Source organism: Lentibacillus songyuanensis (genome assembly GCF_039548255.1).
Classification (GTDB): domain Bacteria; phylum Bacillota; class Bacilli; order Bacillales; family Amphibacillaceae; genus Lentibacillus_C; species Lentibacillus_C songyuanensis.
The window spans coordinates 355,156-376,741 of sequence record NZ_JBCLVH010000001.1 but is presented as its reverse complement, the minus strand read 5'-3'; the positions used below and the strand labels follow the sequence as shown (position 1 = coordinate 376,741).

Annotated in this window: 21 protein-coding genes; 10 read left to right on the top strand and 11 right to left on the bottom strand. The window is 40.2% G+C overall.

The window, feature by feature from the left end; translation table 11 throughout:
• Position 1: 1 nt before the first annotated feature.
• The 5 genes from WMZ97_RS01770 to WMZ97_RS01750 all read left to right on the top strand — a co-directional run bounded on the left by WMZ97_RS01770 (position 2) and on the right by WMZ97_RS01750 (position 5,038).
• On the top strand, positions 2 to 865 hold the full coding sequence (locus WMZ97_RS01770) for an ABC transporter ATP-binding protein (protein WP_343270328.1): 864 nt from the start codon (positions 2 to 4) through the stop codon (positions 863 to 865).
• A 6-nt stretch (positions 866 to 871) separates the two neighbouring features.
• Positions 872 to 1,105 (top strand): ATP-binding cassette domain-containing protein, encoded by a 234-nt coding sequence (locus WMZ97_RS01765; protein WP_343270380.1) that lies wholly within the window; start codon positions 872 to 874, stop codon positions 1,103 to 1,105.
• Positions 1,041 to 1,946, top strand: a complete 906-nt coding sequence (locus tag WMZ97_RS01760; protein WP_343270327.1) for an ABC transporter permease — start codon at positions 1,041 to 1,043, stop codon at positions 1,944 to 1,946. The genes WMZ97_RS01765 and WMZ97_RS01760 overlap by 65 nt, the downstream gene beginning before the upstream one ends.
• Positions 1,947 to 2,089: 143 nt before the next feature.
• Positions 2,090 to 3,514: an aldehyde dehydrogenase family protein gene (locus WMZ97_RS01755; RefSeq protein ID WP_343270326.1), complete on the top strand. Its 1,425-nt coding sequence runs from the start codon at positions 2,090 to 2,092 to the stop codon at positions 3,512 to 3,514.
• Between the two features lie 429 nt (positions 3,515 to 3,943).
• Positions 3,944 to 5,038, top strand: coding sequence for an N-acetylmuramoyl-L-alanine amidase (locus WMZ97_RS01750; protein ID WP_343270325.1), 1,095 nt, complete (start codon positions 3,944 to 3,946; stop codon positions 5,036 to 5,038).
• 93 nt (positions 5,039 to 5,131) lie between these two features.
• On the opposite strand, the gene WMZ97_RS01745 is transcribed toward WMZ97_RS01750, so the two are convergent.
• Complete coding sequence (locus tag WMZ97_RS01745) at positions 5,132 to 5,821, bottom strand: Crp/Fnr family transcriptional regulator (protein WP_343270324.1); 690 nt, start codon at positions 5,819 to 5,821, stop codon at positions 5,132 to 5,134.
• A 226-nt stretch (positions 5,822 to 6,047) separates the two neighbouring features.
• Between WMZ97_RS01745 and WMZ97_RS01740 the strand changes: the two genes are divergently transcribed.
• From WMZ97_RS01740 to WMZ97_RS01730, 3 genes are all read left to right on the top strand, one after another.
• Complete coding sequence (locus WMZ97_RS01740) at positions 6,048 to 7,589, top strand: spore germination protein (RefSeq protein WP_343270323.1); 1,542 nt, start codon at positions 6,048 to 6,050, stop codon at positions 7,587 to 7,589.
• Complete coding sequence (locus tag WMZ97_RS01735; RefSeq protein WP_343270322.1) at positions 7,589 to 8,737, top strand: Ger(x)C family spore germination protein; 1,149 nt, start codon at positions 7,589 to 7,591, stop codon at positions 8,735 to 8,737. The genes WMZ97_RS01740 and WMZ97_RS01735 overlap by 1 nt, the downstream gene beginning before the upstream one ends.
• Before the next feature lie 126 nt (positions 8,738 to 8,863).
• Entirely contained in the window at positions 8,864 to 9,925 is a 1,062-nt protein-coding gene (locus tag WMZ97_RS01730; protein WP_343270321.1) for a GerAB/ArcD/ProY family transporter, read from the top strand.
• Positions 9,926 to 10,133: 208 nt separating this feature from the next.
• Here the strand turns inward: WMZ97_RS01730 and WMZ97_RS01725 are convergent, their stop codons facing one another.
• The 8 genes from WMZ97_RS01725 to WMZ97_RS01690 all read right to left on the bottom strand — a co-directional run bounded on the left by WMZ97_RS01725 (position 10,134) and on the right by WMZ97_RS01690 (position 16,967).
• A complete protein-coding gene (locus WMZ97_RS01725) occupies positions 10,134 to 10,829 on the bottom strand; it encodes a hypothetical protein (RefSeq protein WP_343270320.1) in 696 nt (231 codons plus the stop codon).
• Positions 10,830 to 10,835: 6 nt separating this feature from the next.
• Positions 10,836 to 11,198, bottom strand: a complete 363-nt coding sequence (locus WMZ97_RS01720) for a FixH family protein (protein WP_343270319.1) — start codon at positions 11,196 to 11,198, stop codon at positions 10,836 to 10,838.
• Positions 11,195 to 11,863 (bottom strand): ABC transporter ATP-binding protein, encoded by a 669-nt coding sequence (locus WMZ97_RS01715; protein WP_343270318.1) that lies wholly within the window; start codon positions 11,861 to 11,863, stop codon positions 11,195 to 11,197. Before WMZ97_RS01715 ends, WMZ97_RS01720 begins: the two co-directional genes overlap by 4 nt.
• Entirely contained in the window at positions 11,856 to 12,656 is an 801-nt protein-coding gene (locus WMZ97_RS01710) for an ABC transporter permease subunit (RefSeq protein ID WP_343270317.1), read from the bottom strand. The genes WMZ97_RS01715 and WMZ97_RS01710 overlap by 8 nt, the downstream gene beginning before the upstream one ends.
• Positions 12,656 to 13,963, bottom strand: coding sequence for a nitrous oxide reductase family maturation protein NosD (nosD, locus tag WMZ97_RS01705; protein ID WP_343270316.1), 1,308 nt, complete (start codon positions 13,961 to 13,963; stop codon positions 12,656 to 12,658). Before nosD ends, WMZ97_RS01710 begins: the two co-directional genes overlap by 1 nt.
• Positions 13,926 to 14,525 carry a hypothetical protein gene (locus WMZ97_RS01700; RefSeq protein WP_405027642.1) on the bottom strand — a complete coding sequence of 200 codons (600 nt, stop codon included), beginning with the start codon at positions 14,523 to 14,525 and terminating at the stop codon, positions 13,926 to 13,928. Before WMZ97_RS01700 ends, nosD begins: the two co-directional genes overlap by 38 nt.
• Before the next feature lie 84 nt (positions 14,526 to 14,609).
• Positions 14,610 to 16,478, bottom strand: coding sequence for a Sec-dependent nitrous-oxide reductase (nosZ, locus tag WMZ97_RS01695; RefSeq protein ID WP_405027647.1), 1,869 nt, complete (start codon positions 16,476 to 16,478; stop codon positions 14,610 to 14,612).
• Between the two features lie 21 nt (positions 16,479 to 16,499).
• Positions 16,500 to 16,967, bottom strand: a complete 468-nt coding sequence (locus tag WMZ97_RS01690; RefSeq protein WP_343270313.1) for a c-type cytochrome — start codon at positions 16,965 to 16,967, stop codon at positions 16,500 to 16,502.
• 457 nt (positions 16,968 to 17,424) lie between these two features.
• On the opposite strand from WMZ97_RS01690, the gene WMZ97_RS01685 reads away from it, so the two are divergent.
• Positions 17,425 to 18,822 carry an MmgE/PrpD family protein gene (locus WMZ97_RS01685; protein WP_343270312.1) on the top strand — a complete coding sequence of 466 codons (1,398 nt, stop codon included), beginning with the start codon at positions 17,425 to 17,427 and terminating at the stop codon, positions 18,820 to 18,822.
• Positions 18,815 to 19,642, top strand: coding sequence for a phosphosulfolactate synthase (locus WMZ97_RS01680; RefSeq protein ID WP_343270311.1), 828 nt, complete (start codon positions 18,815 to 18,817; stop codon positions 19,640 to 19,642). Before WMZ97_RS01685 ends, WMZ97_RS01680 begins: the two co-directional genes overlap by 8 nt.
• 500 nt (positions 19,643 to 20,142) lie before the next feature.
• Here the strand turns inward: WMZ97_RS01680 and WMZ97_RS01675 are convergent, their stop codons facing one another.
• Both WMZ97_RS01675 and WMZ97_RS01670 read right to left on the bottom strand, forming a co-directional pair.
• A complete protein-coding gene (locus WMZ97_RS01675; protein WP_343270310.1) occupies positions 20,143 to 20,307 on the bottom strand; it encodes a hypothetical protein in 165 nt (54 codons plus the stop codon).
• A gap of 130 nt (positions 20,308 to 20,437) precedes the next feature.
• On the bottom strand, positions 20,438 to 21,469 hold the full coding sequence (locus WMZ97_RS01670; protein WP_343270309.1) for a MerR family transcriptional regulator: 1,032 nt from the start codon (positions 21,467 to 21,469) through the stop codon (positions 20,438 to 20,440).
• Positions 21,470 to 21,586: the final 117 nt, after the last annotated feature.

The window sequence follows — 21,586 nt, the reverse complement described above, 5'->3', positions numbered from 1 at the left end:
CATGTACGGCTGGTTAGATATTACTCAATTACAGAAAAAGGTCGATGATTTTCGGCTTGGGCCAATCGATTTGTCGATTGAACCCGGAACGATTACGACACTAGTCGGCAATAATGGATCCGGTAAAAGTACGTTACTAAAATTGATCATGAATCTGGTAAATCCGGACACAGGAAATATTAAAGTATTCGACAAGTTTGTCTATGAACCGGATGAATCATGGAAGGACAAAATAGCCTATCAAGCACAAACAACAATTGGTTATGACCCATACACGGGCAGTCAATTACAAGCCTTAATCGCAGACTTATATCCTAACTGGGATGATGCATTATTTACAGAAATGGTCCGTAAATTCGACATACCATTAAACAAACGCTATCAAAAATTGTCGCAGGGGGTACAGCAGAAACTCAACCTTGCTTTAACCATCCCCCGCAATACGCCATTACTGTTGCTAGATGAGCCGACAGCTTTCATGGATATTCTGGCGAAAAAATATCTTATGGATTTCCTGGTTGACTGGATGGATCGTGGTGACCATGCGATTGTTTTTGCCAGTCATCAGGCCGAAGATATGATGAAACTTGCAGACTATTTATGTGTGCTGCGTGATGGAAAATGGCTTGGCACCTATGAGAAGGATGAATTGACAGAGAACTATAAACGCTATTGGCTTCAAGAAGCAATTCCGGAAATACCTGTACCTGGGGAACTCACTAGGGTTAAAAACTATTTAACATCGAATCAGCCCGAAGCGACCGAGCAGTTTCTCCTCGAAAATAATATCGAATGGACGGATCAGGCGGCACTACGGTTAGAAGAAATTATTACGTATCTATTAGCGGAAGGAAGAGATGGATAAGTGGCGATGGAATCGATTGTTTCAGTAAGTAATTTAGGAAAGGCCTTTAAAGACAAACAAATTATTAAAAATATCTCGTTTGACGTCCGAAAAGGGGAAATCATGGCCATCTTAGGTCCGAATGGTGCAGGGAAATCAACGACAATCCGCAATATCATGGGAATCATGTATCCAGATGAAGGAACGATTACTTTCAAGGGACACCAGGATATTCCCAGAAATAGAATTGGCTACCAATGAAGTGCAGTTTCTAGAGCAGCCCTTAAAGCAATTACAGATTCAACAACTGGGGTTATCCGCTGATGAAATGAAGGTCATTCAACATGGCATTACATTTGATTCCGCTCCAATCGGTGAGGCTTCAGCTAATGTGAATGTTACAGAGAACGAACCAAGTATGGCCCGTATTGTACCAGGAGCCTTCGCTGGTATTATTCTATTCTCGATCATGATTACCGGGATGATGATTTTTCAAAGTGCATCACAGGAGAAGAAAGATAAGATAGCTGAAATCATTTTATCATCGTTAACCCCAGCACAATTAATGCAGGGGAAAATCCTCGGTTATTTCGTATTAGGAATTACCCAGGTTGTCGTCTTTTTCTTGTTTGCCCTGCCCGCTTTCATCTGGAAAACCGATATCCCGATCATGGATTATTTAGTAGTACCAGAGCTTATCATCTTAATAGGAATTGCTATTTTGGGTTATCTATTATTTGCCTCCCTGTTCGTCGGGATTGGTGCAACGATTGAAGATATCTCGACATCTGGTAATTTCCAAGGCCTTGTGCTAATGCTGCCATTTTTACCTTTTGTCTTTATCGGACCAATTTTGAGTGACCCAAATGGATTGATAGCACAAATTGGCTCGTATATTCCGTTCACCTCACCTGGTGTATTATTATTACGTCTATCACTTGTAGACGAATGGCCATGGATGCAACTCAGCATAGCATTAGTTGTTTTAATTGTTAGTGTCTGGGTATGTATGAAACTGGCCGGAAAAATATTCAAGACGGGGATTCTATTATATGGAAAAAATGCAACACCAAAAGAGATTTGGAAGTGGATTTGGGCATGATAGATTTATTACATGGATGAATAATCAATTCATCCATGTAATAAGCTAAATAGAATGAGATGTTTGAAGTAAGCAAGTATTGGCTAAACATTTATAGAAGTCCAAAAAAAATATATCATTTTTTAATAAAAGGAGTTCATAATATGCGTAATCAACTAAAACACTTTATTAATGGTGAATGGGTGGCATCTACCGGTTCAGATACCCTCGATGTCATCAACCCAGCAACAGAGGAAGTGATAGGCACGATCAGTCTGGGAACAAAGGAAGACTTGGATAAGGCAGTGAAGGCGGCGCGGGCTGCTCTCCCATCTTTTTCACAAACCACGAAGGAAGAACGTATCGCCCTGCTTGAAAAAATTTCCGCTGAATATGAAAAGCGCAAAGACGATATTATTGAAACGATCACCGACGAGCTTGGTTGCCCGCTTTCTATTTCAAAAAAGGTCCATTACGAAATGGGCTATGCACATTTTTCGCAAGCTGCAGAATCATTAAAAGATTTTTCGTTCATTGAAAAACGCGGTAACCATACACTTGTGAAGGAAACGGTTGGGGTTAGCGGGCTGATTACACCGTGGAATTTCCCTACCAATCAAACATCAACGAAGATTGCCAGTGCGTTTGCTGCTGGCAGCCCAGTTGTACTAAAGCCATCTGAACTGACGCCATTTGCAGCAATCATTTTAACCGAGGTATTTGAGGCTGCTGGCGTTCCAAAAGGAGTCTTCAATCTCGTTAACGGGCTTGGCGATGTCATCGGTGACGGTATTAGTTCCCATCCGGATATTGATTTTGTCTCCTTTACCGGGTCGGTTGGCGTTGGACAGAAGATCATGGAAAATGCTGCAAAGACCATTAAGAACTTTGCGCTTGAACTAGGAGGAAAATCACCGCTTGTTGTACTAGAGGATGCCGATATGGAACAAGCCGCAAAAACAGCTGTATCAAATATAGCGATGAATACTGGACAAGTTTGTTCCGCAGCGACAAGAATACTCGTGCCTTCCTCGACCAAGGATTCATTTGAACAAGCAGTGAAAGACGTGCTTCCGGAGTATCCTGTTGGCGATCCTCGTAAAAAAACATTCATTGGGCCACTTGTTTCCAAAAAACAGTGGGATCGGGTTCAATCATATATTGAAAAGGGTAAGGAAGAAGGCGCAACGCTAATCACCGGTGGAACAGGAAAACCAGATGGACTGGAAACAGGGTATTTCTGCAAGCCCACCGTATTTAGTGATGTAACCAACGATATGCAGATAGCCCAGGAAGAAATATTTGGGCCCGTCATGTCGATTATCACCTATGAAACGATCGATGAAGCAATTGAGATTGCCAATGATACGGTTTATGGTCTGGCGGGATATGTGGTTGGAAAAGACCCTGAAACACTGCGCAAAGTAGCCACCAGCATCCAAGCTGGCCGGATTACCGTAAATAGTGCCGGAAAAGATTTCTCAGCACCATTTGGCGGGTACAAACAATCTGGAATCGGCCGCGAGTGGGGTGATTTCGGTATCGAAGAATATCTAGAAACGAAAGCAATTTTAGGATTGCCTTCCTAAATGTTAGAACAAGGGCATGCGTACATATTAGCATGTCCTTGTCTTTTCTTACCCGCATATATTTCTGATATAACCTGCCATAATCCTCTGTAAAACCAACACAACATCAGCGACTTTTATTTTAATTCCTACAATTAATCTCTAATCATGTAAAAATATTGCCAGGGAAATAAAAATTTTGGTGTTAAGATATAGTCTAATTAACGAAATGTAAAACCATCGCCTGCCTCCCTTACTATAAGATTTTTCTCCAAGCGATCCTTTCATCCATATATTCATTTAACGGGACAAGAAAATCTTGCCAATTTAAACATATGTTCCCTAGTTCTTTTTCATTAATTTATGTAAAATGAGTTTACCAACTGCTTATATTGGATACGATTAAGTAGATACAATTCTATCAACTATTCAGCGGAAGGAGGAACAATATTGAAGAAAATTTGTTTATTCACTTTAGGCATTGGAATGGTTTGGCTTTTATTTTCTTATGCTTCTGTAAGTTATGCTGAAGGCGGACAAACATACGAAGTCGGCGGCTCATCGGTAAATGTCCGAGCGACCCCTTCACATGATGCTGATGTTATCGGACAATTAGACAATGGGGACCAGATCGTTGTATTTCAGGAATCGTTCGGCTGGCTCCAAACCTATTATGATGGACAGGAAGCATGGGTAGCTTCCCAGTTTGTAACTCAGGCGGAGGATAACGACCAATCTCAAGCGACGGAGACCTCAACGGAAACCGTAACCGTAACGTCAGATGATGTACGCGTTCGGACAGGCCCTGGTACAGAATATGACATTATTGGATACACAACAACAGGTGATTCATACACATTACTAGAAACAGGCAACAGCTGGTTTAAGGTCGCCCTGGATAATGGGGAAATTGGCTGGATCGCGTCTTGGCTAACCGATAATGCTTCCGAACAGCAAGCAACAACGAAAAATGAGCAGGAGGTGGCCGCAAAAGCCACAACGAATGGGTCGCTTTCCGGTTACACCGTTGTACTTGATCCGGGCCATGGGGGGAAAGACCCTGGTTCAATTGCACTTGATGGCAGCTTCGAAAAGGAATATACATTATCGACTGCAGCGAAGGTTGCTCAAAAGCTCCAGAATGCTGGAGCAAGGGTAATCCAAACACGGACGAATGATGTCTTTATCCCCTTGCAAGACCGTGTAAACAAAAGTGAAGCAAATAATGCTGATGCCTTTATCAGCTTACATTTTAACGCTTATCCAGAAAATGCAGTTAATGGATTTAGTACGTATTATTATGCAGGTGATGATCACACGCTTGCGCAGGATGTACAAACAGGATTGAGCCGTCATATCGTTCTCAATAGTCGCGGTGTGATGAAGAGCGACTATCACGTATTACGCGAAAACAGTAACCCAGCTATCTTGCTTGAGCTAGGTTTTATTACGAACACTACCGATTTAGCCAACATCCAAACCGATTCTTTTCAAAACGCGGTGGCAGATGGTGTAACAGATGGATTATTGGATTACTTTCAATAGAATTGGTAAAAGGCTGTCCTGATAATGGACAGCCTTTTATAGTTGATAGGACACTATTTTCGGATCGATTCCAACCATCGCAACACAACAGGGTTACAGTACATAATCATCCAACGCACACGGATCATATTCCAGAAGTGATGTAAAGTAACTCATATTTTTTACTAGAAAACTAAATTTATTGTCATTTACTATGACTCCCTCCGATTTCCATCTGTTAACAATTCTGCTTACCGTTTCGCGGGAAATTCCAATGTACTTACTTAGGTCACTGATGACGATTGGTCTGGTAATCCGAATCCCGTGCCGAGTAACAATGCCGTATGTATTGGCATAACGAACAAACATTGATGCAACTGCACCCTCTGAACCAAATGCTAAAAAGTCTCGTGTCTCTGATTTACTAGCCTCAAGCATTTCCGCAATCCATTTCGCAAAATGCAGGGACATTCGCCCATTCGCTTCTAAAATAGACTCGATGGCAGCCTTTTCAATAAATAATAGCAGACTATCCTGCATTGCCTCCGCTGTAGCAAAATATCGATCACCTGTAAATATATCCTCTCCGAAACAATCATTTTTTTCCCGTGTGTAGAGGGTTAGCTCCCTATTTTGGTCCAAGTTTTTAAAAATACGGACCTCACCCTCCTGAATGAAATATAGATACTCTGACAATAAACCTTCTCGATAAATGACTTTCCCTTTTTTCATATGTAACTTTGTCGTCTTTGCCAGTAACCTATCGTAATCCTGCGTTTCTAAACGCAGCATTAAAGGTTCCATCGTCATCACCTTCCTTTTGGTGAGATCATTATATGTGCAGGTAGTACCCTTCCACCATATATATCATCTAAATTATTACCCGAATAGAAAGAAAGTAAACTTCCCTTTCCTTTCTATTGAGAAGAGTCAGACACCATAGGCTATACTTTATCATGCATATAAAGATTAGAAATAGGCAGACTATCATGTTGTGTATGTAGTAGCAGATCGAGGTGTAATTTTGCGAATGAAGAACACGAAAAAGCATAAACGGAATAAGGATCAACCCAAAAAAGCTTTCCATCATCCAGAACTATTTTCAACTAAAGTGGATGAAAATGAAGCCCATCTAAAAAAAATATTTGGTTCAAGTAAAGACATTATTTTTTCTTCATTCCCTATTCATTTTCACGATCAAGATGACATCAAGGCATTATTGGTAGCAGTTGATGGATTAACAGACGAGGATGCCATCCGCGATAATGTATTAAAACCATTAATGAATAGGCCCATCAACCGTCCAGGAGAAGATTTGAAAAGGCTGAAAGAAGAAATTTCTGTTCAGACAATTGAAACAGCAGCAGATGTAGAAAAATCGATCTATCTCATATTAAAAGGACATGTTTTACTTTTAGTTGATGGATACAGCCATGGATTGCTACTCGATTTACCAGCTTATGAAAACCGCTCTGTCGAAGAACCCAAAGCAGAACAAGTTGTTAAAGGGGCCCACGCTGGCTTCATTGAGTCATCAACAACAAACATCGCACTATTGCGCCGTAGAATCCCTCATCCTGCTTTACAATTTGAATCTGTCAAAATTGGTGCATACAGTAAAACAGAAATAACCATCGGATATGTGAAGGATATTGCTGATCCAAACCTTGTTAAACGTGTGAAACAAAGATTACATAAAATTAAATTAGATGCTATCAACAGTTCCGGTGAAATCGAACAATTAATTGAGGATCACCCTTTCGCTATCTTTCCAACCATAGGAAACACCGAACGACCTGATAGTGCAGCTTCATTATTAATGGAAGGCAGAGTTATTATACTCGCAGACGGTGACCCTGTTAGTTTGTATGTACCACTTTTATTTCTTGAAAACATGAAGAACATAGAAGACTATATATCCCGTCCGTATTACAGTTCGTTCATTCGATTACTACGATTTTTGGCATTTTTTGTTAGTATCATTTTACCAGCAACATATATAGCAGTTGTTAATTTTCATAAAGTAATGATTCCAACAGACTTAATTGTTCCACTCATACAAGAACGTGAAACGGTACCATTTCCACTTTCTGTGGAGATTTTAATCATGATTTTAATGTTTGAAGTTGTTCGTGAAGCTGGTATAAGACTTCCAGTGCAAATCGGTTCTGCTTTAAGTATTGTAGGTGCCTTGATTCTTGGAGAAGTATCCGTTACCGCTGGTTTAGTTGGTGCACCTACCATTGTTGTCGTGTCATTATCCTATATAGCCACATTTGTTATTACCCCTATTGCAGATGTTACGGCATTGCTTCGTATAGGATTGTTTATCGCAAGCAGTATGTTTGGGGCATACGGCCTATTTATGGCGTTACTTGGTCTCTTGACACATATGGTTTCACTGACATCCCTTGGTGTCCCATACATGGCGCCGTTTGGACCCTTTTATTTTCGGGATATAAAAGATACATTCATTCGCCTTCCTCTAAGATGGCAAAAACAACGACCTAAAAGCATTCCAACTAAGAAAACAACAAAAATAACATCCTTGCCTAAAACAGGTGATAAATAATGAAAAAAATTCTACTTGTTTTTCCGTGCATATTATTACTAACAGGCTGTTGGAGCAGTCAAGAACTTGATAAATCAATAATCGTTCAGGGGGTTGGCTTGGATAAAGCGGACAATCAATTAAGAATGATTGTCGAAATGATAAAGCCTACTGGTCCAGATACTCAAGGGGAAAGCAGCGGAAGTGAAGTTAGCCAACATATTGTGTTGGAAGGTAAAACAGACTCCTTAATGGATGGAATTCGGGAAATGATTCAGTATACAAAGCGGCGTCTCTTTTTCGAACACAATGAAATATGGGTTGTAAGTGAGAAATTAGCGAAAGATGAAAAATTTCTCACCCCACTTGATTTAGCTGGAAGAGATCAAATGTTTCGTTTAAATAGTTATTTATTCATTACGAAAAATGATCCCGAGGACATTTTTAATACGACGACACTTTATTCTGATCTGTCATCTATAGAAATTGTATCCGCTTTAAATCAAACAAAACATGTGGCTGAGTTTAGTTCAATAAACCTTTACGAGTTTTTCACTTTAATCAATGGCCCAATCCATAGTGCCTATGTTCCAATGGTTTCGAAAAAAAAGGTAGGAAATCAAGAAGTTACTTCATTAGAGGGCACGGCGGTTATAAAGCATAATAAAATGATTGGAAAACTGAATACAGCTGATACAGTCGGATTAAATATACTTTTAAATGAGGCTAAAGGTGGAAGTATCACTATTCCTTTAAAAGACGGAAAAGTTATCGCAATTGAGGTGACAGATTCCGAAACAACCATAACACCAAAATTAGATGGGGAACAACTTGATGTTACTATTGACATAGATATCGAAGGAACGCTCGCAGAAAACTCGATTAAAAACGAAATCAGTGAGCAATCGTTTAAAAAAGCAGAAGAAACAGTATCGAAAGAAGTTAAAAATCGACTCAGACAAACTCTCGAAAAGCTTCAGCATGAGTTGAAAACAGATATTACGGGGATTGGGCTTAAAACGTACCAAGCCTATCCAAAACAGTGGAAAAACATACAATCCGATTGGGATGATATTTTTGCCAATGCGAATATTTCCTGTCATGTTCAGACTGATATCACGCATCCAGGGTTAATAAACAAAAAAACAAAAAACAACCCTTATCAGTGAACAAAGGCGCAAGTGCCGGAACCGGACAAGGCCTATTTTTGCTTGAGCAGAATAGAGCCTGGATTTTTATACTTTCCTTACCTTTTAAAATGTAACTGCTTTGAAGCAAGCATTAGGAGGATGAACATGTTAACCAAGTGGGAGACACTTTCTTTAATAATAATGACACTTCCAATTATGGGACACGTTGTGCTACTCCCTGTATTGCTTGATATCACAGGAAGGGATGCTTGGATTTCTGCTATTTTATCAGCACCGGCAGGATTTTTATTTATCGTTGCCATTTATCGTTTGCGGAGCAAATATCCGAAACAACCTGTTTCGGATATTTTCAAACAAATTTTAGGTCCATTTTTCGGTACCATCATGATGATCATTTTTATTGTCTACTTTTTATTCTTAACGATTTTTTCCTTTTCCATATTGGTTGATTTTGTTTATATTGCCTTTTTCCCTGAAACACCTCGAATAGCGATACTTATTTGGTTTCTCATTTTTTTCATATATGCGGCATTAAAAAGTATAAAGAGAATTGCCTTAACTGCAAGTGTATTAACCCTGATTGCTGCCATATTGGGACCACTCATAACGTTTTTGAGTACCCCTCATAAGGATTGGTCACAACTATTACCGATTTTCGAATATGGTTTTAGTCCAACCCTTTTCGGTGCTTTATTACTTGTGAATTTCTGGATCGAACTGCTTTTTTTATTATGTGTGCCTGTTCAGTACGTACGCGAAAAAGGAATATTTTTATACTGGACCATTGGCATAGCATTAAACTTGATCATGATTTTATCTACTTCAACTGGCGTGATTACGATATTTGGAATAAACTCAGCTGGGGAATTTACATATCCAGCACTAAATATTCTAAGGGTTATTAGCTTCGGTTTTATTGATCGATTTGATATCTACGCGTTGCTTCTCTTGTGCTTAGGTGTGTACATCCGTTGTAGTCTCTTTTTTCGAATTGCCTATACTATAACGACGACAAAAATTTCTTCTAAATGGATAAAATGTAGTTGGTTTACTGGTTTTATTTTACTTATTGTACCATTTACATACTATATAACAGAAGAACATTTCAGGGTGGATTTCGCGACAAACATATACGCATACACGTTTGTTCTATATCCCATTCCGTTTTTGTTGCTTGGTATCTCATATATAAGGGGAAAAGTTTAAAAACCCTCCCTTAGCAATAAAAGAATAGTAAGCGCACCGTATCTTTGAATTGACCCGGACGCCTTCTTGTAAATGTGGGGGTTATTTTAAAGACTGTTAGGCATGGAAAAAGCCTTTATAAAACCAACTATAAATGGTGAGCTATTAAACATATTTTATTTCCCCAAACAGCTTGTAATAACTAATTTCAAATGGATACGTTGCTCTGCTATTTCACATGCATTTCCACTTCTAAGCTATCAACCTGATCCTGGAAAAGCTCCCCGTAACTATTGGCTAGTTCATAGTCGAGTTCATCATCAGTAATGTCTGGATGCTCCTGTTTAATATCTTTGGTCAAGTCATCGACAACCCGATCACGAAGTAAGGAATAGTCCATATATTCATGGATATGTTGGCGGAAATTCTTTTCCCCATATGTGTCTATTAACTTTTGTGCACCCTTGATATCCTCCATACTTTCCGTTAATTCCTTGACCGCTTTATCCAGTTCTTCTGGTGGGTTGTAATAATTCTTTTCCTTTGCAAGAAGTGCCATGGCATATATCTCAATTAAATTCTGCAGTTGTACATTTGTATTTTCATTGTAGGCTATCTGGTCATCCCAATAAGCGTTTCGATCTTCAAGCTCCTTACCATCGAACTTTTCCTGATCAAAATGGCGACCGATCTCCGCTTGAATATTGCGCATTAACGTGTAAAAGGCTAAATCATGGTTATCAAAACTTTTATCATTAATCGTGACAACATCATCGTCGTTACCTGTAGCTTCATTTCCCGTTTTTACTTCTTGTTTTACCTCCTCCGTACCTTTGTCGGATGCATCGTCATCTGTCGCACAGGCTGCAAGGAATCCTGCCAACAGGAAAGCAGCGAGAATCAGCCAAATCCTATACGTTTTCACCTGTCATCACCCTTCACTAACTTCAAATCGAATCTGATCATCGTGCTTCTTGCCATCTTTGTCTGCATTCGTTGCCATGATCCATTCACCACCCATTGGCAGTTCTACTTCGCCAACATACGTCCCGTCGCCATTATCGCTGAAAGAAATTGCTATGGTGCCATGGTCCATTTTTTCCATTTCCATTTCCCCTGTAATCGTTAAACCCTTCACCGGTTCCCCATTATCATCCTCTGCTCGCAGAATAATTTCAGTCGTCTGTTCTCCTTCTTTCATATATGGCTGATTGTCTACAGAAAGCGTAAACCCATTGCTACCGCAACCAGTGACAAACAGCAATAGGATGAAGCCAACTGTGATTCTCTTCATTCCCATTCCCCTCCTAATTTCTTTATCAGAAAATCATCTACTGTGTACTTATGGACTTTTCCACCTTCGAGGAACGCAACATGACTGCATACCTTTTTAATTTCTTCAACGTGATGGGAAGCCATTAATACGGTTTTATCCTCCAGCTTCTGGACAATCCGCAAAATTTGATTGCGACCAATTGGATCCAGTCCGCTTGTTGGCTCATCTAGAATAATCACATCGCTATCATAATAAAGAATCACGGCAAGCCCCAAGCGCTGCAACATCCCTTTGGAGTATTCACTTATTTGCTTATTTCGTTCCTCATAGAGGGAAACAAGTTTTAGTTTTTCCTGAATTTCTGTTGCATCGGCTTTTTTTGTATTCATCTCCGCAAAAAAACGTAAATTCTCTTCTCCAGTCAAATGAGGATAAAGCTGAAATTTCTCTGGCAAATACGATACAAAGCGTTTCCAAGCGTGTTTTTTATTCGAATAGCCAGCTATATCGACTTTTCCTTGTTTATACGGAAGAATGCCGAGCATTGTTTTAATTAAAGTAGATTTCCCAGCACCATTGCGACCAACCAGCGCACAACGTTCGCCTTTTTCGACGGTTAGATTTATTTGATCAAGTACGGTCTTTTTCTGAAACGATTGGGACACGTTTTCCATGTTAATCATAGCTGACACCTCCCCTTCTAACGAACACTGTTAATGCGAAAAATAGGACCGGCCATATGAACATATTCAAGAAAAGGAAGAAAACGGGTTGCACAACCATAAAGTCCTTCATTACGTGCGATAAGTTCGTTAACCCATATAAACCAAGGTCAGTCTCCAGGTAGAAGCGTAGAGAATGAAGCGGATCCAGAAAATAAGTCCAGGCAAACAGTTGAATATTTTCAAAGGAAACCGCAGGAAGTATATACAAAAACACAAGGTCAATCAGGAAGATAAAGATAAACCATGATAATATATTAGCTCCAACGAGTTGCATCCTGGTTTTACATAAAATGCCCAAGAATACTCCGATTTGATTAAAGATAAGCAACAATACTGTGATGACGAGCAAAAATGTTAAAAAGCTTAGCACATGAAATTGCAAAAACAATTTCATGAATATCGCCAAAATGAGAAATGCACCAAGAAAGGCGGAAATCATCACGATTTGCACAGCCATGGATTTTTTTAATAAAAAGGAAAAGAACGATTCCTTTTTCGTTAACAGCATCACTTCCGTTTTCAACTCCTTCTCTTGGAAAATCGAGAAAGACGAAAGGAACAAACTGAACAACGGAATAATATACAAATTCATATCAAACACCGATAATAACATTGCTTCAAACCCCAATTCATCAGGATACGACCGGGCATCAGCAATGATGAATAAGGAAGTGAGCATAAATATACCCAAGCCCAACCATAATCCTTTTCCGCGTATTTGCTCCAGGTATTCCTTCCAGATATAGGCCATTATGCACGCCTCCTTTTTCGAACGTAAACAAATACACTCACAGCGGTAATAATGAGAATCGCACTCCATATGGGTGTATAATGCATGTTGCCATTTGCCATTCTTGGGTACTTATCAAGGGTCATGACTTCCTGGTTTCCTAATAAGGAATTGGCCCGTTCATAGATATGAATCGCTGGACTGCTTAAAAAAAGATAGGCCAACTCATTTTCCTGAAGCAACTCCCCTATGGTAGAACGGTATTCATAGGGCTCATCACCGAATCCATCTCGATCTAAATCCAGCATTGGCTCATCCCAATAATTTCCCTTCCCGTTTTTAAACCATTCATTAAAGGATTCCCCACCAATCGTTACAGCGTTTGTATTATTTTTCGAGAAAATATTATCAAAAAATACTTGTGACGTGGATGAGGTCCACAATTCGATTCCAATTTGATTATGGAAAAATTCATTGCCTTCCATCGTATTACTTGTGGATTGTTCCAGATACAGACCACGCTGATTTTGATAAAATTTGTTGTTTAACACATGAACTTCACGGCTCGTCTGGACAATCAGGCCAAAGGATCGGGATCCCTGGTTGAAGGAAAAATTGTTATTTTCCAGAAGCAAAGAATCCGATTGCATAATTGCCGCACCACCTACATTTCCAACAAAATCATTATCATGAAATTCATTGTCGTCAGAGTACATATAATGAAGTCCATATCTTGTCTTCGTTACGTGATTATTCGTGATTTTATTTCCATTCGAGTATTCAACATAAATGCCGTCCCGGGTTTTTTCTATAAAACTATTTTTAATAACGTTATCGTTGGCACGGACAATATGAATACCATTTCCTTGTTTTGCGAGGGATGCTGAATTTTGTCCAACAATACGGGCATGGTCTATTGTCGTCCCATCAGCTCTGGATAAAAAAATCCCATGGAAAACATCCGTAATGGAAATATTTTTAAGAACGGCATGCTTCCCAATGACACGGATACCGGAATATTCTTCATGGGAGCTCTGATCCATACCACTTCCGGAAACATGCATCATGTCAAGCGTAACACTGTCACTATCAATCTCAATAACCGTTTTTGTTTTGTCACCCTTAATATGGGTCCCTTTTTGGCCGGTAATGGTGATCGGTTTATCGATAATAACATTTCCTTCATATGTTTTACCCTCCAGTTTCAGTACACCATTTGCCGGAGTTTCATCAATCAGCTGTTGTAAAGGGACCTCCTTCGCATGCACAGACATCCCAACAAATGTCATACTACCCAGCACGATGAGTTGAATCAGCAATTTTCGCATTTCGCTTTCGATCCTTCCATAAGGGGAAAATTAACAGAATAAACACGAGTCCAAGTAAATACGCACCATACGTAAAATAACTATGCGTCACGAAGTTGGCAATCGTATTTTCCCCAATAATTGGTGGTACAAAGGGATCTAAATCAATTGGCGCTTTTGGATCCAATTGGGTACCAAACTTTTGCAACCAACGATACATATCAACTATTCCCACCGCTCCTAATACAACATAAATTCCTGCCGCTCCATATAAGACGCGTTTATTTCGAAGTAGTGCAACGACCAGGAATAGCACAGCAACACCAATAATAATATAGGACATATATTGAAGTTCAGGGAATGACTCGGTACTAAAGTTTTTCATACCAATATAGTGGTTTAATGAATTGATTTGATCTATTTCTCCATCAAGAGAGGTTGGCGAAACGATGATATTTAATCCCTCTGGATATTGGGGAGCATAGAACTTCATTTGCCACCATGGAACAAATATTGTCATAACAAGAACAATTGCCGCACCAATAATACTATACATTGATGTTTTTGAAAGATTCTTCTTCACTTCCATCCACTCCTAATATGGAGGAAGCAGGTGAAGCTTCAGCCCCTCACCCACTTTTTCCATATTTTATATTGCGATTAACTACTACTTTGCCGGTTCAACAAGCAAATATCCATTCATCTCCTGGTGTAGAGCAGAACAGAAATTGGTGCAATAAATTGGGAATGTACCCGCCTTATCTGCAACAAACTCTAACGTATTCGTTTGACCTGGCTGCATTTCCATATTCAAATTGTAATCGAGAATACCAAATCCATGGGTAATGTCCTGATCAAGGTCAATGTTGGTCATATGGAAGAACACGTGGTCTCCCTCGTTTACCGTTACCGCATCAGGCCGGTCTGAACTTGCATCAAAGAAGAATTTTGACCGCACCGCTGTACCGTATATATGGACTTCATTGCCATCGCGTTCGATATGCGCATCATCATTATTCCACACAGCATTTTCCCTTGACTCATCCTTTTCATATACCTTGATTGGATTAATTTTGTCTGCTTTGATCATTTGTGAATAGTGTGGTTCTGGATCTGTCGGTACTGCCATAATATGTTCCATCTTCTCACCTGAAATATCATATAAATCCATCGATTCCGGATGGGATGGGCCTACTGACAAGAAGTTGTCTTTCGCCAGTTTGTTACCGGCAATGAGCCAATTACCGTCTGGATTAACCGTATCTCCGCCTGCAGCAGTCGCATGCCCCGGTGAAAAGTAGGATGGCTGCCGGTCAATCACTTCACCTGAATCAATATTCCATTTCACAACTTCAGAAGAAATGAACATCGTGTTAAATGCATTGCCCCGATCATCAAATTGGGTGTGCAATGGTCCAAGTGCTCCAGGTGGATCGACTTCCCGTTCCATGACCTCTTCATATGGCAAGGTTTTAATGCCGAACTTTTCATCATCAAAGTTGTCATTCTCAATGGCTTTCATTGCTTTTTCAAACGAGAATACTGTCATCATCGGTGCTAGTTTTCCCGATGCAATAAAGCGTTTCCCATCAGGGGTGAAATCAACTCCATGCGGTGACTTCGCAACAGGTATTGCATAAATTGCTCCTTTTACATCACGTGGGTCAATTAATTTTTGTCCCTCAAAATCATTGTAATTTCCCTTTTCAACTTCTTTTTCGAGCTTCTTCCAATTAATCATGACAATGTAGTCCCGGTCGTTTTGTGATGCATTAATTTCCATGTTCGTCGTTGCAAATTCTGTATTATATGTGGTCATAACAAGCCAATCATGGGACTCTTTTTTGCCTGCATCAGATAAATCATATGACCATGGCGGAAGAGCGATTTGATACGCTAAATCAAAGTCCTTTGCTTTCCGGTCAAATTGCACCATGGAAACGACACCCTTATATTTTTCTTTATAATTATCAAGTGATTCGTATTCACCACCCAACGGACGGGAAAAGCGTGTTGGCATTGCAATATACTCGGTATTTTCTGTTACGAAGACACCAGCATGCGGCCCACCCATATTAGGCAGTTTCATGATATCAACTGTATGGAACGTGCTTAAATCAACAGCTGCAATACGATTATTTCCTACGTCATTGGCAAATAAGAATTCACCATCATAATCACCTTTCGTTTCAGAGATTGCCGGATGGTGGAAGTCTCCCCATGTATAGCCGTCAAGCATTTTCTTCGTTTCCTTATCAAATCCATACCCCGTTGCTGGATCAGGGGTAAATACAGGAACGGTTCTTATTTTCCGCATGGATGGGACCCCATACACGAATAATTGCCCCGAATGCCCTCCAGAAGCGAATAAGTAATAATCATCCAGTTCACCGTAAGGAACATAAACTTTTTCTGCCTTTGATTTATTATCAGCTGAAGAAGCTTGTTCTTTGTGGTTCACATCAGCAAAGAATAAAAACGCAACAAGTAATCCCAAAGCAATCCCCAACACACCCGACATCGTTCGTTTCCAAATCATTTCTGGTTCACCTCCAAATTATTTTTCTGATGCTGCTTTTAATGCTTCAACAATTTGCGCCCTTTCTTCATCGGATAATGGATTATCGCCAATAACCGTTGACATGACCGCTGAAGTAGGATCCTGCAAAAATGTGTCTAAATCTTTCCCGCGCTTACCCTTCACTTCCTTATAGATATTCGACAAATCCGGCCCCGTCGTTCCTCCCTCTGCTCCAAGGGATTCTACTGCATGACAGGATAAGCAGTTATTCGTACTTAACGGTTCTGCCTCGGCTGGAACAGAAGCTTCTTTTGCAGTTTCTGTAGATGCATCCGATTCTTCTTCATCTGTTGAAGAATCTTCTGCTGTACTTTCATTACTGGTTGCCGTCTTAGCATCAGAAGCTGTACTGCTGTCTGTACCACTAAAAGCAAAATAGCCAATGCCAAGAGCGAAAATAAATCCTATAACAAAAATAAGACTATTAACCTTCAATGTTCCCACCTCCTTTACTTGATTACAAGTTCATCATATCACATAAAATCATACTTAAATGTGAATACTTCCTGCATAAACTGTTAATGTTCGATGACTATATCATGTATAATTTGTGAAATAGTGATCAATTATTACTGTAAAAATGTTATTTAGCATGAATACCGTAAAAACGCTTCAAACATAGGTTATTAACGCATATTGGGTTCTTATGATGCAAGTTGTTTCCGTTGCTAACCCCCCATACCCTCCACACCATAACGCATGCTGCTTCACTAAACTTTATCTTATCAATATATATAAGTATTCGATATCACTATTTTAATACTTAATAATTTATTTTTATCACTAATGAGCGTACTATAATAAGTGAAGGGAGCAAGATAACAAGTTAACACTTCCTTCCACACATCTTATGTGGCCGCATGGATGTTCATTTCCACAAAAATATTTGGAGGTGACTCACATGTCAAGTAATAAAACGACAATGGTTGAACAATTAGCCAATTGGGCGGCAGATGCTCACTGGGAAGACCTTTCGGAGGAGGCAGTTGCCGCGCTGAAGGGACGTCTGCTTGACAGTATTGGTTGTGCGATTGGTGCTCTTGAAGGCAAACCGGTTCAAGCAATCCGTCAACTGACAACCGATTTGGGAGGAAAGCCACTGGTAACATTAATTGGTGGTGGGAAAACCACTCCAGATCATGCAACATTTTACAATGGAGCAGCCATTCGCTACCTTGATTTCAATGATTCTTATTTAGCAAAAGATGAAACCTGCCACCCATCCGATAATATCGCACCTGTGCTGGCAGCGGCTGAATATGCGAATGCTAGTGGAAAAGATTTTTTGCTTGCACTTGGTATTGCTTATCAAATCCAGTGCCGGCTGTCAGATGTGGCGCCAGTCAGAAAACACGGATTTGATCACACTGTACAGGGGGCATATGGTGCCGCGGCAGGTGCCGCACGTGCGATGGGGCTTGATGCAAGCCGTGTTGCCAATGCTGTTGCGATTGCAGGAACCAGCTATAATTCTTTAAGGGTGACAAGAACCGGTGCGCTCTCCCATTGGAAAGGGCTTGCCTATCCAAATACCGCAATGGGAGCCGTTCATTCCGCACTGCTTGCCTGTTACGGTATCACTGGTCCGCGGGAAGTATTTGAAGGAAACAAAGGGTTTATGGACGCTATTTCCGATCCCTTTGAAATAGACTGGAGCAACGAAGACCTGAATCGCGTCACAGATACCATTATCAAACGATACAACGCCGAAATTCATTCCCAGTCATCTATCGAAGGCCTTTTAGAACTACGTAATCGGGAAAAGGTTCCTGCCGATGCTATCAAAGCGATTCGCCTTTATACATTCGATGTCGCTTACAACATCATTGGCGGTGGAGAAGAAGGTGGCAAAAAGCAAATCAGATATAAAGAAGAAGCCGATCATTCATTACCTTATATGTTGTCTGCTGCATACCTGGACGGCCAGGTTATGCCCGATCAATATCGCCCAGATCGAATCACGCAGAATGATATCCAGCAACTATTGCGAAAGGTGGATGTGATACCAGATGCACAATACAGCAGTCGTTTCCCTGATGAAATGGCCTGCAGGATTGAACTGGAAACAAAAGATGGCCGCATTCATCCTATCGAGAAACGAGATTATCAAGGCTTTAAAACACAGCCTGCCAGTTGGGAAGTACTTCAGGATAAATACAACGGCCTGACTAAGGGTATTAATCGTGAACTGGCAGTCCAAATTGCCAATACAATCCAAAATATAGAACATGTAAATGTCAATGAATTAACATCGTTACTTGGTCAAATCAAAATTGAGGAGGAGAATAACCATGAATAACGAAAGAGCTTTCCAAAAAATCCGTATGAACAATCGTCAGGAAAAACCACGAAACCTTGGAATCACTGAAATCCGCGGACCATATTATTCCGTTATGGGCAAACGTTATCTCCAGGATATTTTAGAAACCATGGGGAACTATGTAGACATCTTAAAATTTTCCGGTGGATCGTTCACACTGTTTCCAGAAGATAAACTACGTGAACTGCTTGATTTGGCACATGCTTATGATGTCAAAGTATCGACAGGCGGTTTCATGGAAACAGTTCTAACACAGGGACCAGAAGCAGTCGATCATTACATCAATGAATGTAAACGCCTTGGCTTTGACATCATTGAAATTTCAACGGGATTCATCACGATGCCTACCGATGACATTATCCGTCTCGTTGAAAAAGTCCAGCATGCCGGCCTGCTTGCCAAACCGGAAATTGGTGTCCAATTCGGCGCTGGCGGCACAAATACGATTGAACAAAATGAAGCCGAGGGAATTACCGACCCATCCCAAGCAATCGAAGTCGGAAAACGCTGTCTGGATGCTGGTGCATATATGCTGATGATCGAGTCGGAAGGCATCACCGAGAGCGTCAAAACTTGGCGGACCGAAATTGCAACACAATTTGCAAGTGAACTCGGAACGGAAAAAGTGATGTTCGAAGCAGCAGATCCAAGTGTATTCGAATGGTATGTGAAAAATTACGGCCCCGAAGTAAATGTATTCGTTGATCACAGCCAAATTGTCCAACTTGAAGCGCTTCGCCGCGGCATCTGGGGAACCAACGATCTTTGGGGAAGAGTTTTAACGTATGGCGCAAAATAGATCCTTCTGCCGGGCTAGAATGACAATTTTAGCCCGGTTTGTCTTACTATAAGAAAGCAGGAAGAAATATAGAATAACAAAGATGGATACATGCTCCGGACAATAGTGGCGACGCTCCCACGTATTATTCGAAGCATGTATCCATCTCATTTGTTCACTTTCTTAGAAAAGAAGACTGGGTTCCGTTATACCCATTACCAGTGATATTCCGCGGAGCCTGATGTGTTTTCTCCAATATAAGGAGGTAATTTCTGTGAATAGCCCTGCACACGCTATAAATCATGAAAATTGCAATTAAGATCTGTACAATCATAAATACATAAAATAATACATGAGGAGCCTGTTCATTTAGAAAAATAGGAATGAGAAACAACAAGGCTTGAACGAAAAACATTATTTTTGACCGTAGTATAATGGACATCGTAAAACCAATCAAAGCCAACATAAACCATATAACGGGAGTCAAAGAATCAAAATTTATCACCGTGAGCAAGTACGTATTAAACATTATCATCACCTCTTTGCTCTTGTTCCTCCTCATCATTCTTAAATACTACTGGATCAAGCTTTTTTTCATCATAATCGTATAAGAGTATCCCCCCGCCAAGTCCCTCATTTATCATGCGATCCACTCCCAAATAATTAACTATGACACTAGCCTCCATGGTAATCCCCTCCTTGTTTTTATTGTCTTATAGGTTTGTGCTTCATTCTTTGACACAGATCAATTTTTTCAAATTTAGGGAGAGTTGATCGCATTTATCAAAAAAATAGAGGAGGCATATACCCTCCTCATTACTTTTCTGCATATATCATACTTAAAATATCATTGAACTGGTGAGTCTCTACCGCATAACCATTTTCCTCCAACCAATTAACCAGCTTTGAACGATTCGCGTAAAATTCATCTTTTATTGCGTTAACCGCCTCGTCATTTCCAGCCGCACGAAATGAATGGATTACTTGTTCACGCTGGAGGTCATCTGCGAACATCAAGTCGACAATACATATTTGTCCATTATCACATACCACACGATCCATTTCCGCTAGCGCAAGCAGTTTTTGCTCATCCGGAATATGATGCAGTGCATAGCTTGTCACTACCCCCTCTACTTGGTTATCGAGCAGTGGCAGTGCAAGAAAATGTCCTTTACGTGTCTCAATCATTGGATGTTTCTCGTTACATTGTTTCAACATTTCCTCTGATTGATCAATGCCAATAACATTGATCCCCTGCTTCAAAAACTGTGAGCCAAGGTTACCCGTGCCGATTCCAATGTCTACACAGCAATCACCCTGGTTCAACTGCATTGTACCAACTGCTTTGGCTAACGCCTGTTCATAATCCTGATGAACATTAAAACGATACCCATGCATCTTAATACTTTGATCATAGTCGAGTGCCTGCTGATCAAAACTCCATTTGTCTTCCCAGTTTTTTCGAATATGTTTCATCGCTTTTAAATGCTGCGCCAACGTATAAATATCTTCCGTAAAGTCTTCTCCTTCCGTTTGCATTAACATCCGATCAATCGTTCCAATCATATCTTTCATTTCCAGCCATTTTTCAAAAAGAACGGAACGTTGTATGTTCAAGTATTCTTTCATACTTAGGTTTGGGTTTTCTAGCAGCCGCTGTATGTCGCGAACAGAAACACCTACTTCCCGAAGTGCTAAAATCGTACTCAATCGTAACAAATCTCCGTCATGAAATATTCGGTAATCATTTTCCACATCCTTTTCAGGAAAAATCAGTCCCCTTTCTTCATAAAAACGTATCGTTCGAGCTGTGGTGTTTAATCGTTTTGCAACTTCATTTATGTGCATCTTCAAGCCTCCTTACCTATACTATAAACGTTAACGTTAGGTTAAGGTAAAGGGATTTTTCGAACAAAAAATTAGCGGCGCATTCCCCTTAAAAATCTTTGACTTAGTGGGAGCGGT